Annotated in this window: 14 protein-coding genes; 8 read left to right on the forward strand and 6 right to left on the reverse strand. The window is 63.9% G+C overall.

The features are described from left to right. Window positions 1-127 precede the first annotated feature (127 nt). Window positions 128-379, forward strand: coding sequence for a type II toxin-antitoxin system HicA family toxin (locus HBO11_RS24805; RefSeq protein WP_169954778.1), 252 nt, complete (start codon window positions 128-130; stop codon window positions 377-379). Continuing rightward, window positions 376-741 (forward strand): type II toxin-antitoxin system HicB family antitoxin, encoded by a 366-nt coding sequence (locus tag HBO11_RS24810; RefSeq protein WP_169954779.1) that lies wholly within the window; start codon window positions 376-378, stop codon window positions 739-741. The genes HBO11_RS24805 and HBO11_RS24810 overlap by 4 nt, the downstream gene beginning before the upstream one ends. Window position 742: 1 nt before the next feature. On the opposite strand, the gene HBO11_RS24815 is transcribed toward HBO11_RS24810, so the two are convergent. Continuing rightward, window positions 743-1,915: an MFS transporter gene (locus HBO11_RS24815; RefSeq protein WP_169954780.1), complete on the reverse strand. Its 1,173-nt coding sequence runs from the start codon at window positions 1,913-1,915 to the stop codon at window positions 743-745. Window positions 1,916-2,046: 131 nt separating this feature from the next. On the opposite strand from HBO11_RS24815, the gene HBO11_RS24820 reads away from it, so the two are divergent. Then, the gene (locus tag HBO11_RS24820; protein WP_169954781.1) at window positions 2,047-2,631 is read left to right on the forward strand and encodes a TetR/AcrR family transcriptional regulator; all 585 of its coding nucleotides are present in this window, start codon (window positions 2,047-2,049) and stop codon (window positions 2,629-2,631) included. A gap of 22 nt (window positions 2,632-2,653) precedes the next feature. Here HBO11_RS24820 and HBO11_RS24825 read toward each other — a convergent pair whose 3' ends face one another. The 4 genes from HBO11_RS24825 to HBO11_RS24840 form a co-directional block, all read right to left on the reverse strand. Next, complete coding sequence (locus tag HBO11_RS24825) at window positions 2,654-4,174, reverse strand: MDR family MFS transporter (protein ID WP_169954782.1); 1,521 nt, start codon at window positions 4,172-4,174, stop codon at window positions 2,654-2,656. Beyond that, window positions 4,164-5,315, reverse strand: coding sequence for an HlyD family secretion protein (locus tag HBO11_RS24830; protein WP_169954783.1), 1,152 nt, complete (start codon window positions 5,313-5,315; stop codon window positions 4,164-4,166). Before HBO11_RS24830 ends, HBO11_RS24825 begins: the two co-directional genes overlap by 11 nt. Beyond that, window positions 5,312-6,790, reverse strand: a complete 1,479-nt coding sequence (locus HBO11_RS24835; RefSeq protein ID WP_169954784.1) for a TolC family protein — start codon at window positions 6,788-6,790, stop codon at window positions 5,312-5,314. Before HBO11_RS24835 ends, HBO11_RS24830 begins: the two co-directional genes overlap by 4 nt. A 114-nt stretch (window positions 6,791-6,904) precedes the next feature. After that, a complete protein-coding gene (locus HBO11_RS24840) occupies window positions 6,905-7,648 on the reverse strand; it encodes a helix-turn-helix transcriptional regulator (RefSeq protein WP_169954785.1) in 744 nt (247 codons plus the stop codon). Window positions 7,649-7,809: 161 nt separating this feature from the next. On the opposite strand from HBO11_RS24840, the gene HBO11_RS24845 reads away from it, so the two are divergent. The 4 genes from HBO11_RS24845 (at window position 7,810) to HBO11_RS24860 (ending at window position 12,178) form a co-directional block, all read left to right on the forward strand. Beyond that, on the forward strand, window positions 7,810-8,610 hold the full coding sequence (locus tag HBO11_RS24845) for a glucose 1-dehydrogenase (protein ID WP_169954786.1): 801 nt from the start codon (window positions 7,810-7,812) through the stop codon (window positions 8,608-8,610). Next, window positions 8,603-10,429: a glycoside hydrolase family 15 protein gene (locus HBO11_RS24850; protein ID WP_169954787.1), complete on the forward strand. Its 1,827-nt coding sequence runs from the start codon at window positions 8,603-8,605 to the stop codon at window positions 10,427-10,429. The genes HBO11_RS24845 and HBO11_RS24850 overlap by 8 nt, the downstream gene beginning before the upstream one ends. Before the next feature lie 206 nt (window positions 10,430-10,635). Then, the gene (locus tag HBO11_RS24855) at window positions 10,636-11,208 is read left to right on the forward strand and encodes a GNAT family protein (RefSeq protein ID WP_169954799.1); all 573 of its coding nucleotides are present in this window, start codon (window positions 10,636-10,638) and stop codon (window positions 11,206-11,208) included. Between the two features lie 37 nt (window positions 11,209-11,245). After that, window positions 11,246-12,178 carry an alpha/beta hydrolase gene (locus HBO11_RS24860; protein WP_169954788.1) on the forward strand — a complete coding sequence of 311 codons (933 nt, stop codon included), beginning with the start codon at window positions 11,246-11,248 and terminating at the stop codon, window positions 12,176-12,178. Here HBO11_RS24860 and HBO11_RS24865 read toward each other — a convergent pair. After that, window positions 12,148-13,116, reverse strand: coding sequence for an AraC family transcriptional regulator (locus HBO11_RS24865; protein WP_169954789.1), 969 nt, complete (start codon window positions 13,114-13,116; stop codon window positions 12,148-12,150). The two genes, HBO11_RS24860 and HBO11_RS24865, sit on opposite strands and share 31 nt — an antisense overlap. A gap of 90 nt (window positions 13,117-13,206) precedes the next feature. Here HBO11_RS24865 and inhA point away from each other — a divergent pair, with 90 nt between their 5' ends. Then, window positions 13,207-13,887 carry an isonitrile hydratase gene (gene inhA / locus HBO11_RS24870; protein ID WP_169954790.1) on the forward strand — a complete coding sequence of 227 codons (681 nt, stop codon included), beginning with the start codon at window positions 13,207-13,209 and terminating at the stop codon, window positions 13,885-13,887. Window positions 13,888-14,226: the final 339 nt, after the last annotated feature.

The following is a 14,226-nucleotide window of genomic DNA, read 5'->3' on the forward strand; positions in this document are numbered from 1 at the left end:
GAAAAATTAGCGCAGGCGAGTGCAGTCATCGGGCGTTACATCAAACCCGACAGAGGCCCGCGAAGGCGTCCTATCATTGACGGATCAACGCATTTGCAACTACATTTAGTTACACGCAGGGAACGCCGTGTCCAAAAATGAAAAGCTGCTCGCCAAACTGCTCAACCTGCAGATGGCATTTACTTGGCCTGAGCTCGTCACGTTGCTGGGCTGGCTGGGTTATCGACAAATCGAAGGGGCTGGGAGCCGCGTCAAGTTCGACATTGGCGACCCGAGTGCAATGATCACCCTGCACAAGCCCCACCCTGGCAATGAGCTGAAGTACTACATTCGGCGCCAGATCATTGAACAGTTGGAATCAGGAGGCTTGACTCAATGAGCAACCAGTTGAGACACAAAGGCTACATCGGCTCCATAGAAGCCAGCGTCGAGGACAATTGCCTGTTCGGCAAGCTGCTGTTTATCCGCCCGCTGGTCAGCTACGAAGGCCAGACCGTGGCCCAGTTGGAAGCGGCCTTTCGCGAGGCCGTGGAGGATTACCTGGCTACTTGCCAGACCCTGGGCCAGACACCGGAAAAGCCCTGCAAAGGCTCGTTCAATGTGCGGGTCGGCCATGATCTGCACCTGGCCGCGGCCCTGGCGGCGACGCAGAAAAAGGTCACGCTCAACGACCTGACGCGCCAGGCGTTGCACGAGTTCCTGCGCCATCACGGTGCGGACAGTCACCCCGCCCTGGGGTGACTCATCCCAGGCGGCGGTAGCCCAACACCGCGGCCACCAACACCACCGCGCCGGCCACCAGCGCCACCCAGAACCCGCTGGGGGCGCCAGATTGGTCGATCATCCAGCCGGAACTGGCAGCACCGATGGCCACGCCGATGCTCAGGCCCGTGATCAGCCAGGTCATGCCTTCGGTCAGGCGGCTGGGTGGCACGACCCGTTCCACCAGGGCCATGGACACAATCAGCGTCGGCGCAAAAAACAGCCCGGAGACAAACACCGCCAGCGACAGCCCGAGAATGTCCCCCACCCACAACAACGGCAGGGTGGTCAACGCCGTGGCCAGGCCACACAGCAGGAACTGCCGGGGCAACGGCATGTGCAGTTTCAACGCGCCAAAGGCCAACCCCGCCAGGCACGAGCCAATGGCATACACCGACAGCACGATGCTCGCGGCAGCCGGCTGGCCCTGATGCTCGGCAAACGCCACGCTGACCACATCCACCACCCCGACAATGGTGCCCATGGCCATCAGCAGGATCATCAACACCAGCACCGAAGGTTGGGTGATCAGCCAGCGGCCATGCTGCTCAAGCTGTGCATGGACGGCAGGCTCCGTCTGTTTTTGCAGGACGAACGTGCTCACCCCGACCGCCAGCAAGGCCGCCCCCACCAGGGGCCCGGCTTCCGGAAACAGCAGCACACACAACCCCACCGACAGCGGCGGGCCGAGGATAAAACACACCTCGTCGAGCACCGATTCCAGGGCAAAGGCGGTTTGCAAACGCGGCTGGCCGCGATAGATCTCGGTCCAGCGCGCCCGCACCATGGCCGACATGTTGGGCATGCACCCGGCCAGGGCGGCAAAGATAAACAGAGTCCAGTCCGGCGCCTGCAAGCGGGTGCACAGCAATAGCAACAGCAACGCCCCCCCGCCAATCATCGCCGCCACCGGCAAGACACGGCCCTGGCCGTAACGGTCCACCAGCCGTGAAACCTGCGGCGCGCAAAAGGCCGTGGCCAGGGCAAACGTCGCCGCCACCGCGCCCGCCAGCCCATAGCCGCCGCGAAGCTGCGACAACATGGTGATCAACCCGATACCGGTCATGGAAATCGGCATGCGGGCGAGCATGCCAGCCGATACAAAAGCCCTGGAGCCTGGCGCCTTGAACAGCTCGGCGTAGGGGTTTGCCATGGTGCGTGACCTCTTGCTGGGAGCCCTGGAGCTGGCCATTCGATGAAATATATACGGTGCGTATGTGACAAATCATGAGTAATATACGCAGCGTATGTCAACCACTCACCCGCAAATAACGAGCGTTTCCCATGAGCCGAGCCCGCGCCGAGATGATCGAACAAACCCGTGCCCGCCTGCTTGCCAGCGCCCGCCAGGCCTTTGCCGCCCAAGGCTTTGCCAATACCTCGATGGATGATTTCACCGCCCGCGCCGGCCTGACCCGTGGAGCGTTGTACCATCACTTTGGCGACAAAAAAGGCTTATTGGCGGCGGTAGTCGCGCAACTCGACGGCGAGATGGATCAACGTCTACAGCAGATCAGCGCCCAGGCCGAAAACCCCTGGGATGGTTTTTGCGAACGCTGTCGCGCCTATCTGCGCATGGCCCAGGACCCCGAGATCCAGCGCATCGTGCTGCAAGATGCACCGGCAGTACTTGGCGAAAACACCGCAGCCCAGCAGCAATGCATCCAATCATTGCGCGGGCTGCTGGAGGGGTTGATGCACGCCGGGCTGGTTGAACAGGCCCCCAGCCTGGCGCTGGCCCGATTGATCAATGGCAGCCTGGTGGATACGGCGCAATGGATTGCCCATGCCGAACGCCCGGACGAACGCCTGGAGCAAGCGCTGCAAGGCTTGGAGTTGCTGCTGCGGGGGCTGAAACCCAATCGCTGAATTGCTCAACCCGCGACAGCCATCAAGTGCGACGAAGCAGCAACGCCGCCACCGCACACAAGGTCAGCGCCACACACGCCAGGTAGAACGCGTCGCTGTAAGCCATCAAAAATGCCTGGTGCCGCACGCTCTGGTCGAGCAACTCCAGCACTTGCTGCTGCTGCGGCCATTGCTCCTGCAACACGCCGCCGCCCGGCAAATGTTGCTGCAAAGCAGGTTCGAAAATGCTCAGCGACTCACCGATGCGCGCCGAATGCACCTGCTCGCGCACCACCACCAGTTGCGCCAGCAAGGCCGTGCCCACCGCACCGCCCAGGTTGCGCAGCATCGAGAACACCGCCGAGGCCGAACCGGACTGCGCCTTGGCCAGCCCATGCACGGCCAGCACCGACAGCGCCACCATGATCAGCGGCTGGCCGATGCCGCGCACTACGATCGAGGGGATGATCACGTTACTGGCGCTGTCTGCCGACAAATGCGCGCCCATCCAACAGCCCAAAGCCATGATCGCAAAACCCGAAGCCACGAGGATTTTCGCGCTCAACCACTTCATCAGCCGCGGCAGGAACGGCGCCAGCACCAGTTGCACCAAACCATAGGCAATCAGGCTGATGCCAATTTCACTGGCGTTGTAGCCCTGCATCTGGGACAGGTAGTTGGGCACCAGAAATACCAGGCCATACGTACTGGCGCCGAAGATAAACATCGCCACGCTGGCGACGCCAAAGTTGTAGTGCGCCAACAACCGCAGGTTGATAAAACTCTTGCTGCCCCACAATTGCCGGCCGACAAAACCCACCAACCCCACTACCGCCGCCAGGCTCATCCACACAATAAAGGAGGAGCCGAACCAGTCCTTGCGCCCACCCTCCTCCAGCACGATCTGCAATGCCCCCAACCCCAGCACCATGCAGGCGATGCCCAGCCAGTCGCCCTGGCGCAGCAACCCAAGGTTCATCGGCTGGCGGTCGATGGACCAGGCCACGGCCGCCAACAGGGCAACGCCGGGAAACAGTTGCAGGTAGAAGATCCAGCGCCACGAATAAACATCAGTCAGCCAGCCACCAATGGACGGCCCCGCAGCCTGGGCCACACTGTTGGCCAGGCTGAACAGCGCCATGCCCAGGGGGATCTTGCTGGCGGGCAACTCAGTGATGATCAACTGGAACGACAACGGAATCAGCACCGCCCCCGCCGCGCCCTGGATGACCCGGATGATGATCATCACCGGCAGGTTAGGCGCCATCGAGCACGCCACCGAGGCCACCAGAAACACCCCGGAGCCCCACAACATCACCCGCCGCAACGAAAACACCTGCACCAGCCAGGCAGTGAGCGGGATCATGATGATTTCCGCCACCAGATAGGCCGTGGAAATCCACGAACCCTCCTCGAACGTAGCCCCCAGGGCCCCTTCGATTTCCGGCAGGGCGGCGCTGGTGACATGCACGTTCATGCCGGCCATGAAACACCCGAACAAGCCACCGATCACCGCGACCCAGGCGCGAAACGATACGTTCGAGGTGCGTGCATCAGCCTCCATGGGAACCGTCCTGCTGGCTGGCCGGACGGGTGTCCACCGTGGCGATCACCGACATTCCCGGCAAGATGACGGGCGCATTCGCCGCGTCGGTCACCAGGCGGATCTTCACCGCAAAGCGCTGCACGATCTTGGTGAAATTGCCGGTGGCGTTATCCGGCGGCAACAAGGCAAACACCGCGCCGGAACCGGGCGCGATGCTTTCTACCTGGCCGCGCCAGTGCTGGCCGGAAAAACTGTCCACCGCGATATCCACCGATTGCCCCGGCGCCATGTGTTGCAACTGGGTTTCCTTGTAGTTGGCGATCACATAGGCCTGCTCCACCGGCACCACCGCCAGCAACGGCAGGCCCGGCATCACGTACTGCTGGCGACGCACCTTGCGCTGGCCCACGACCCCATCGAACGGCGCGCGGATCGCCGTGTCATTCAAGGCGTTGCGAGCCAGGGCCAGTTTGGCCTGGGCCTCGCCCACCCGGGCCTGGGATTGGGCAATCCGCGCCTGGGCCTGTTGGCGGCGCGCCTGCAACACCTGGCACTGGGCCTGCTGCCGGGCCACTTGGGCACGGGCCTCGGTCACTGCCGCCAGCGCCTTGGCCTGGCCGGCACTGGCGGTTTCCAGGCGCTCACGGGTAGCAATCTGCTGGTCCACCAGGTCGCGATAACGCAGGAAGTCCAGGCGGGCACGATGAGCCTCGGCCTCGCTGCTGCTCAACGCAGCCTGAGCCTGGACGATGCGTTGCTGCTGCTCGCCCAGGCGTGCGTCCAGGGTATGCAGGCTGGACTGGCGCGCCGTCGCCGCTGCCCGGGCTTGCTGCAACTTGGCCTCGGTGCTGTGCAACTGTTCGATAAAGTCGCGGTCATCCAGGCGTACCAGCACATCCCCGGCCTTGACCGGCTGGTTGTCCTCCACCAACACCTGGGCCACGTAGCCGGCGATGCGTGGGCTGATTGCCACCCAATCGGCGCGCACGTAGGCATCGTCGGTTTCTTCAAGGAATCGCCCCCATTGCCACCAATACCCGGCAAACAGCCCCAGCCCCAACAGCGTCGCCAGGGATGCGCCCGTCAACAATGCGCGGCGATGGCGTTGCATCAAGCTGGGAGTGGATTGCAGGATGGCGGGTTCAACAGCCTGGTTCATGGCGTGGCTCCAAGGGTCGCAAGGGGGATGGGTTGGGGGTGATCGTCACGTTGCCAGCCGCCACCTAGGGCCTGGAACAGGTCGATCTGGCGGTTGATCAAGCGCAGGTCGGCCTGGGCCAGGGTGGCCTGCAGGTTGACCAGGCTGCGCTCACTGTCCAGCAGTTGCAGGGCATCGAGGGCGCCGGCCCGAAAACTGCGGTTGGCCAGCTCAAACGCCCGCTGGCTGCTGTCCAGCGCGGCTTGCAGGGCCTGGCGGCGTTGCTGTTCGCCCTGATACAGGGCCAGGGCTTGCTCGACCTGTTTCAAGGCATTGAGTACCGTGCCGTCAAAACGCGCCTGGGCCTCGCGCGCCTGGGCCCGGCGCTGGCCCACCTGGGCCTGGGCAACGCCGCGATGGGGAAAGCGCCAGGACAGCAACGGCCCCACGGAATACACCAGCGCCTCACTGTCCCCCAACTTGCCCAGGCTGCTGGCGGAAGACTCCAGCGCGGCACCGAACGTCACCCGCGGATACAAATCTGCGCGCGCGACACCGATGGCCAGCGTGGCCGCTTGCAGTTGGCGCTCGGCACGCCGGATATCGGCACGCCGCTGCACCAGCGCCCAGCCGTCCCCCACCGGCAGCGGCGCCTGCAATTGCGGGGGTCGGGCACAGCTGTTGCGGGCCACGTCCTGGGGCGCCACCCCACTGAGCACCGCCAATTCATACAGGGCGGCCTGACGGCGGGCAGTCAATATCGGCAACGGCGCACGGGTTTCTTCCAGCAGGCCATCGAGGCGCGCCAGGTCCAGCGCCGTCGCCGCCCCGGCTTTCTGCAACGTGCGGGTGACTTCTACACTGCGCTCCAACACTTGCACCGAATGACGCTGCACCTGGCGGCTGAACTCATAGACGCAGGCCTGGCCATAGGCGCGGGTGATCTGCGCGGCCACCGTCACCCGCCATTCATCTTCCAGCGCGCGCGCCGCATCCGCATCGGCGCGGGCGGCGGCCAGGCGATAACGCACCTCGCCCCACAGGTCCAGGGTGTAGCTCAGGGCGAATCCGGGCGTATGGCTCCATTGGGCGTCGGCATGTTTACCGCTCGCCTGGGCCAGGGTCTGGTCGTCTCGGCTGCGGCCATAGCCCACGCCGTAGGTCAGCAGGCTCGAGGGTTGGCGCTCGCTGTCGACCTGTTCCAGGCGGGCCAGCAACGCGTCGACATGGGCGGCGGCAGCCTCCAGGTCTTTGTTGTGGCTCAAGGCCTGCTCGACCAGCCGGTCCAATTGCGGGTCGCGGTACAACTGCCACCAGCGCTGGGGCAGCGGCTGGGTGGCCGAGCCACTGGACAATTGCGGCGCCGCCTGGGCTGTCAACTGCGCGGCTGGCTCGTCGGGCAGGCCGCTGCATCCGGCCAGCGCGCCCAGCAGAAGCAGGGTCAGGGATGCCGGGGATCGATGGCTAGTGGGTGGATGAACGACAAGGCTGGGCATCACAAAGCTCGCTGAAGAATGAGCTTTGCAGATTAGGCATGCACCCTGGCGGATTCGCCCGCGCCAGGGCCATGTATCGTCGCCAAATGGACAATTGGGTTACATGAAGCAACATCAGGCCCCGGGACGGAAATGACTCGGCGGATACCCCAGCGAACGACGGAACATCGCGCTGAACGCGCTCGGGCTCTGGTAACCATGCTCCAGCGCCACCTCCAGGATCGAAGCGCCCTGGGCCAGCAGCTTCAGGCTCAGGGCCAGGCGCGCACGCTTGCGCCACTCGCCAAAGCTCATGCCCAGTTCCCGCTGGAAAATCCGGCTCAGGGTGCGCGCGCTCATGTTCAGGGTCTCGGCCCAGGACTCCAGGCTGCTGTCATCGGATGGGTTGCGGATAAACCGGTTACATAGCCGGGCCAAGCGCGCTTCGCCGGGAACCGGCACATGCATGGCCACCACCGGTGCAGCCAACAGCTCCATGCGGATCAACTCCACCATGGCCTGCAAGCGTGGGCTGTTCTGGCCGGCGATCTGTGTGGCGGCCACGATCAGCTCGCGCAGCAGGGCCGAGACCTCGATCACCTGGCAGGTCCGGCCCAGGCTTGGCTCCACCTCAGGCATCAGGAACAAGGTGCGCATGTGCACCTCGCCGGCCATACGGATCTCGTGGGGCGTCCCGGCGGGCACCCACAACGCATGCCCGGACGGCACCAGCCAACTGCCCTGGGCGGTGCTGACCACCATCACTCCGGTGACCCCGTGAATCAGTTGCGCCTGGGTATGACAATGGGGGTGGACCACTTCGTCGTTGCGGTAGTTGTCGGCATAAGCCTCAAGCCAAGGCCGGTGCGCAGTTGTCATGGGCAGCGTCTCACGTCATCGAGCCGCTGATTCTAACCAAAAGCCCGCTGGCGAAAACGATAGATATAGACAGCCATCGTCGCATTTCAGACAAGCCGCTGAACTTGTGCCGCGCACCATCAGTCAGCTCAATGGACTCCTGAAGAAAGGTTGGGTGGACAATGCGCATCTCGTTGGAACAACAAGTGGCCGTGGTCACCGGGGCCAGCTCCGGCATCGGCGCGGGCGCCGCCAAAGCGTTGGCCGCCGCCGGCGCGGCGGTGGTGGTGAACTACAACAGCCAGGCAGAACCCGCCCAGGCCCTGGCCGCGCAGATCAACCAGGCCGGTGGCCGGGCCCTGGCGATCGGTGCCGACGTGTCCAGGGAGGCCGATGTCGAGCGCCTGTTTGCGCAAACCCTCGACGCCTTCGGCCACCTGGACATCCTGGTGGCCAACTCGGGCCTGCAGAAAGACGCCGCCATCAGCGACATGACCCTTGAGCAATGGAACGCGGTGATTGGCGTCAACCTCACCGGCCAGTTCCTCTGCGCCCGCGCCGCCTTGCGCATTTTCAACCGCCAGGGTGTGCGAGTCGGCGTATCGCGGGCTGCCGGCAAGATCATCCATATGAGTTCGGTGCACCAGTTGATCCCCTGGGCCGGCCACGTCAATTACGCGGCCTCCAAGGGCGGCGTCGAGATGCTGATGCGCAGCCTCGCCCAGGAAGTCAGCCACCAGCGGATCCGCATCAACGGCATCGCGCCGGGGGCGATCCGCACGGCCATCAACCGCGCCGCCACCGAGGGCGATGCCGAGCAGCAGTTGCTCAAACTGATCCCCTATGGCCGCGTTGGCGACGTGGAGGATGTGGCCAATGCCGTGGTCTGGCTGGCCAGTGATGCGTCCGACTATGTGGTGGGCAGCACCTTGTTTATCGACGGCGGCATGAGCCTTTATCCGGAGTTCAAAGACAATGGTTGATCTGAAAAACGAAGCGCAAAGCGCCATCGACGCCCACGGCATCATCGGCGACATGCGCAGTGCAGCGCTGATCAACGACCAGGGCAGCATCGATTTTTTCTGCTGGCCGGAATTCGACAGCCCGTCGATCTTCTGCTCACTGCTCGACTCCCCCGCCGCCGGGATCTTCCAGCTCACCCCAGACCTGCCCGAGGCGCGCCGCGAACAAATCTACCTGCCGGACACCAACGTCCTGCAAACCCGCTGGCTGAGCGATGAGGCGGTGGTGGAAATCACCGACCTGCTGAGCATCAGCGACGACGTCGACGACCTGCCCCTGCTGATCCGCCGCGTGCGGGTGGTGAGCGGCAAGGCCACCCTGCATATGCGCTGCGCGGTACGCCATGACTATGCCCGGGCGCCCACCCGGGCTACGGCGGATAAGACCGATGTATGTTTCCAAGCCCCGGGCCTGCCCGGCCTGCGCCTGGCCAGCAGCCTACCGGTACAGATCGAGGACGATGCCGCGGTCGCCTGCTTTACCCTGGACCAGGACCAGGGCGCCGAATTTGTCCTTGGCGGCCTCGACGATGTGCGTGTCGACAGTGGCGGCACCGACCTGTGCCTGCAACGCACCCTGCAGTTCTGGCGCGGCTGGCTGGCGCAGTCCAACTACCGTGGCCGCTGGCGGGAAATGGTCAACCGCTCGGCCCTGGCCCTGAAGCTTTTGACCTCGCGCAAACACGGGGCGATCCTCGCAGCGGCCACCTTCGGCCTGCCCGAAAGCCCCGGCGGCGAGCGCAATTGGGACTACCGCTACACCTGGATCCGCGACGCCTCGTTCACCGTCTATGCCTTTATGCGCCTGGGGTTTGTCCAGGAAGCCAATGACTACATGCGCTGGCTGCGCGGGCGCGTCAGCGACTGCTGCGGGCAGCCGATGAAAATCAATATCCTGTATGGCATCGACGGCCGCCAACAGCTGCCGGAAACCGAGTTGACCCACCTCAGCGGCCACGGCGGCGCGCAACCGGTGCGCATTGGCAACGAGGCCTTTGACCAGGTGCAACTGGATATCTTTGGCGAACTGATGGACGCGGTGTACCTGGTCAACAAGTACGGCGAGGCCATCTCCCATGAAGGCTGGAAACACACCCTGGAAGTGGTGGACCAGGTGTGCGAAACCTGGAACCAGAAAGACGTCGGCATCTGGGAGATGCGTGGCGAGCAGCATCACTTCCTGCACTCGCGGCTGATGTGCTGGGTGGCGCTCGACCGGGCGATACGCCTGGCCTCCAAACGCTCGCTGCCAGCCCCGTTCGCCCGCTGGGACCAGACCCGCCAGGCGATTTATGAAGATATCTGGAGCAACTTCTGGAACGCCGAACGCGGGCATTTCGTGCAGCACATCGGCAGCACTGCACTGGATGGGTCGATGCTGTTGATGCCACTGGTGCGCTTCGTGGCGGCTACCGACCCGCGCTGGCTGTCGACCCTGGAGGCCATCCAGAAAAGCCTGGTGCGCGACGGCATGGTGTACCGCTACCGCAATGACGACAGCCAGATTGACGGCTTGCAAGGCACAGAGGGGGCGTTTACCGCCTGTTCATTCTGGTACGTCGAATGCCTGGCCCGCGCGGGGCAAGTGGAAAAGGCCCACCTGGAATTCGAGCAACTGCTGCGCTATGCCAACCCGCTGGGGCTGTATGCCGAAGAGTTCGACAGCCAGGCACGGCATCTAGGCAACACGCCCCAGGCCTTGAGCCATTTGGCGCTGATCAGCGCGGCGACGTTTCTGGATCGCAAGTTGAGTGGGGAAAAAACCGTGTGGCAACCTTGAGAATCGAGCAGCGAAGTGAAACCCTTGTAGAAGCTATCAGGCAACCTCCACATTGGCTGCACCGACGCCATCGCTGCCTCGCTAAAGCTCGACCGCTCCACCTTTGATCTTTGCTACCTTGAGCAAGCTATCTGCCTGCCCCCTCCTGTATTCAAGGAACGAATATGAACCCGCCCCTGGCGCCCGACAATGTTCAGTCGATACCCATGCCAACCGCGCCACACCACAGGGATGTGTTCCCCACCCTGCACACTGAACGTTTGCACCTGCGGGAGTTGACCCCCCACGACGCCCCGGCGCTGTTCGCGATCTATCGCGACGCCGAGGCCATGCCCTGGTTTGGCATTGATCCCATGACCGATGTATCCCAGGCCCACGCCCTGATCGCCACCTTCGCTCAATGGCGGACCCAGGCCAATCCGGGCACGCGCTGGGGTCTGGAATGTGAAGGCAGGTTGATTGGCACCTGTGGGCTGTTCAAATGGAATCGCCAGTGGAACAGCTGCGCCCTGGCCTGCGAGCTGGCGCCGGCGGCCAGGGGCAAAGGCTTGATGAACGAGGCCCTGGGCAGCGCGCTCGACTGGGGCTTTGCGCAGATGCAACTGCATCGTGTCGAAGCGCTGGTTCATCCGCGCAACCTGGCGTCCCAGGCGCTGCTGGGGCGCCTGGGTTTTAGCCGCGAAGGCGTGCTGCGCGAGGCCGGGTTTTGGGCGGGGCGTTATCAGGACCTGCAAGTGTTTTCGCTGCTGGCCCATGAACACGCAAAGGTTTCGCGCTAAAGTCCAGGCTCCCTGCTGTGACCCTAACGGAGTCCCAATGAGCCCCTCGATCGCGCTGCTGTATATCCGCACTCCCATGCTCGATATCGCCTACGAAGCCCATGGCCCGGCCGACGGCGAAGTGGTGATTCTGCTGCACGGTTTTCCCTATGACCCTCGCGGCTACGATGCCATCGCGCCGGTGTTGGCCGAGGCTGGCTATCGCGTGCTGGTGCCTTACCTGCGCGGCTACGGCCCGACCCGTTTTGCCCACGCCCAGGTAATGCGCTCCGGCCAACAGGCGGCACTGGCCAAGGACCTGCTGGATTTCATGGACGCCCTGTCCATCGGCCAGGCAGCCCTTGCTGGTTATGACTGGGGCGGGCGCGCCGCGTGCATTGTCGCGGCGCTTTGGCCCACGCGCGTACGCTGCCTGGTCACAGGTGATGGCTACAACATTCAGGACATTGCCAAGTCCGTCCAGCCACGCGCGCCGGTCACGGAGCATCGGTTGTGGTACCAGTTCTATTTCCACACCCAACGGGGTGTCGATGGCCTGACCGCCAACCGCGGCGAGCTGTGTGAACTGCTGTGGTCACTCTGGTCGCCCTCCTGGGCCGAGGGGCCGAGCCTTTACCCGCAGACGGCGCCCTCGTTTGATAACCCGGACTTTGTGGAAGTGGTGATCCACTCCTATCGCCATCGTTTCATGTATGCCGAGGGTGATCCGGCGCTGGAAGGGATTGAACAGGCGCTGGTGCAGCCGCCGCCGATTTCGGTGCCAAGCATTTCGCTGTGCGGCGCCGACGACGGTGTCGGCCCGGCTCCCGAGGTGGATGACGACGTGGGCAATTTCAGCGGATTCTATCGACGCCAGGTGCTCGCCGGGGTGGGCCACAATATTCCCCAGGAAGCACCGCAGGCCACCCTCGATGCATTGTTTGAACTGCTGGAGCAGACTCACGCCGGCGCCGCAAACCGCTCGCGATAAAGCTGCGGGGTGATCGACAACGCGCGGATAAAACTGCGGCGCATGGTTTCTTCGCTGCCAAAGCCGCATTGCGCCGCGATGCGCTTGATTGCCACGGTGCTGTCGGCCAGTTGCCGGCGTGCGGTTTCCACGCGGATCAGTTCCACCGCCCGGGCCGGGGTCTGGCCGGTTTCAGCGCGGTAATGGCGTACGAAGCTGCGTTCGCTCATGCCACACGCAGCCGCCAGGGTCGGGATGTTCAAGTTAAGGTGCAGGTGCTCGGCAATCCACGCATGCAATTGGCTGAAGCGGCTGCCGCCCTTTTGCAGGGACAGGGTGACGCTGAACTGCGACTGCCCACCGGGTCGCTTGAGAAACACCACCAGGTGCCGCGCTACTTCCAGGGCCACCGCGCGGCCCAGGTCCTGTTCCACCAGGGCCAGGCACAAATCGATACCGGCCGTGACTCCCGCCGAAGTCCAGAGCGAGCCCTGCTGGATAAAGATCGGGTTGGCCTCGACCCGCAGCCTGGGGTATTTACGCGCCAGTTCCTCGCAGCGCGTCCAGTGGGTGGCGACACGGCAGCCGTCCAGCAGGCCACTGGCGGCCAACAGGAAGGCACCGGTACACACCGAGGTGATGCGCCGCGACTGCTTGGCTTTTTGCCGCACCCACTCCACCAGTTGCGGATCATCGGCCGCCCCATACACGCCCCAGCCACCAGCGATCACCAGGGTGTCGCAAGGCGTATCGGCGGCAGGCAACGGCTCGGCCACCAGGGCCAGGCCGGCAGAGGTCATCACCGGCTCGGCCTGGGCGGCAACCACGTTGACCGCATAGGGCAACGGCAAACCTTGCTGGCGTGCCAGGTCGTTGGCCGAGGCAAACACTTGCAACGGCCCGGTGACGTCGAGTACCTGCACGTTGGCAAAGGCCAGCACATGGATGATTTTCGGCATGATTGGCGTGATTCGTGGGCTCAATGGCGTATGCGCCAAAGCCTAGGCCACTAGAGTGAAGCCGTCCATCCCCTCTCCTGGAGTTTCACCATGACCTTGCAGATCGGCTTTGTGTTGTTCCCCGGCATCCAGCAACTGGACCTCACCGGCCCCTACGACGTACTGGCGTCATTGCCGGACGTAAAGTTGCACCTGATCTGGAAAGACTTGGCGCCGATCACTTCCAGCAGCGGGTTGGTGCTGTCGCCGACCATCACCTACGACCATTGCCCGACGCTGGACGTGATCTGCGTACCGGGCGGCTCGGGGGTTGGGCCGCTGATGGAAGATGAGCCGACCCTGGACTTTCTGCGGGCACAATCCCAGACCGCGCGCTATGTGACGTCGGTGTGTACCGGCTCGCTGGTGCTGGGAGCGGCGGGTTTGCTGCGCGGGCGGCGAGCCACCACGCATTGGGCCTATCACGAGATGCTGGCCACTTTGGGCGCGACTGCGGTGCAGGAGCGTGTGGTACGCGACGGCAATCTGTTCACCGGGGGCGGCATCACGGCGGGGATCGACTTTGCCCTGACCCTGGCCGCCGAGCTGTACGGCGAGGCGGCGGCGCAGTTGGTGCAATTGCAGCTTGAATATGCGCCAGCCCCGCCCTTCAATGCCGGCCGCCCGGACACCGCGCCACGGCCGGTGCTGGACGAGGCGAATAAGCGCACCGCTGAATCACGCAAGACCCGGGGCGAAATTGCCGCACGGGCGGCGGCGCGGCTGGGCTGAAGGCCGGACGCTTTTCCCCTTGCAGGAGCGGGCTTGCTCGCGAAGACGTCGGCCCAGCAAACATTGATGTTGACTGAACCACTGCTTTCGCGAGCAAGCCCGCTCCCACAGGGGATGTGCGTCGAGGCAGTAGTTTGGGCCACACCACAAATCAAAGGTAGGAGCTGGCTTGCCTGCGATGGCGGTGTGTCAACTAGCGGAAATGGTGCCTGGACTACCGCTATCGCGGGCAAGCCCGCTCCTACAGGGGATCTCTGTTGGGCATAGGATTTTTGCCACACCGCAGATCAAATGTAGGAGCTGGCTTGCCTGCGATGGCGGTGTGTCAGCTAGTGGAAA

Source organism: Pseudomonas sp. WS 5010 (assembly GCF_012985565.1).
GTDB lineage: Bacteria > Pseudomonadota > Gammaproteobacteria > Pseudomonadales > Pseudomonadaceae > Aquipseudomonas.

Excerpts from the sequence above, each read along its gene's own strand:
- HBO11_RS24810 (WP_169954779.1), top strand. The coding sequence starts at position 376 with ATGAGCAACCAGTTGAGACACAAAGGCTACATCGGCTCCATAGAAGCC.
- HBO11_RS24815 (WP_169954780.1), bottom strand. The coding sequence starts at position 1,915 with ATGGCAAACCCCTACGCCGAGCTGTTCAAGGCGCCAGGCTCCAGGGCT.
- HBO11_RS24820 (WP_169954781.1), top strand. The coding sequence starts at position 2,047 with ATGAGCCGAGCCCGCGCCGAGATGATCGAACAAACCCGTGCCCGCCTG.
- HBO11_RS24825 (WP_169954782.1), bottom strand. The coding sequence starts at position 4,174 with ATGGAGGCTGATGCACGCACCTCGAACGTATCGTTTCGCGCCTGGGTC.
- HBO11_RS24830 (WP_169954783.1), bottom strand. The coding sequence starts at position 5,315 with ATGAACCAGGCTGTTGAACCCGCCATCCTGCAATCCACTCCCAGCTTG.
- HBO11_RS24835 (WP_169954784.1), bottom strand. The coding sequence starts at position 6,790 with ATGCCCAGCCTTGTCGTTCATCCACCCACTAGCCATCGATCCCCGGCA.
- HBO11_RS24840 (WP_169954785.1), bottom strand. The coding sequence starts at position 7,648 with ATGACAACTGCGCACCGGCCTTGGCTTGAGGCTTATGCCGACAACTAC.
- HBO11_RS24845 (WP_169954786.1), top strand. The coding sequence starts at position 7,810 with ATGCGCATCTCGTTGGAACAACAAGTGGCCGTGGTCACCGGGGCCAGC.
- HBO11_RS24850 (WP_169954787.1), top strand. The coding sequence starts at position 8,603 with ATGGTTGATCTGAAAAACGAAGCGCAAAGCGCCATCGACGCCCACGGC.
- HBO11_RS24855 (WP_169954799.1), top strand. The coding sequence starts at position 10,636 with ATGCCAACCGCGCCACACCACAGGGATGTGTTCCCCACCCTGCACACT.
- HBO11_RS24860 (WP_169954788.1), top strand. The coding sequence starts at position 11,246 with ATGAGCCCCTCGATCGCGCTGCTGTATATCCGCACTCCCATGCTCGAT.
- HBO11_RS24865 (WP_169954789.1), bottom strand. The coding sequence starts at position 13,116 with ATGCCGAAAATCATCCATGTGCTGGCCTTTGCCAACGTGCAGGTACTC.
- inhA (WP_169954790.1), top strand. The coding sequence starts at position 13,207 with ATGACCTTGCAGATCGGCTTTGTGTTGTTCCCCGGCATCCAGCAACTG.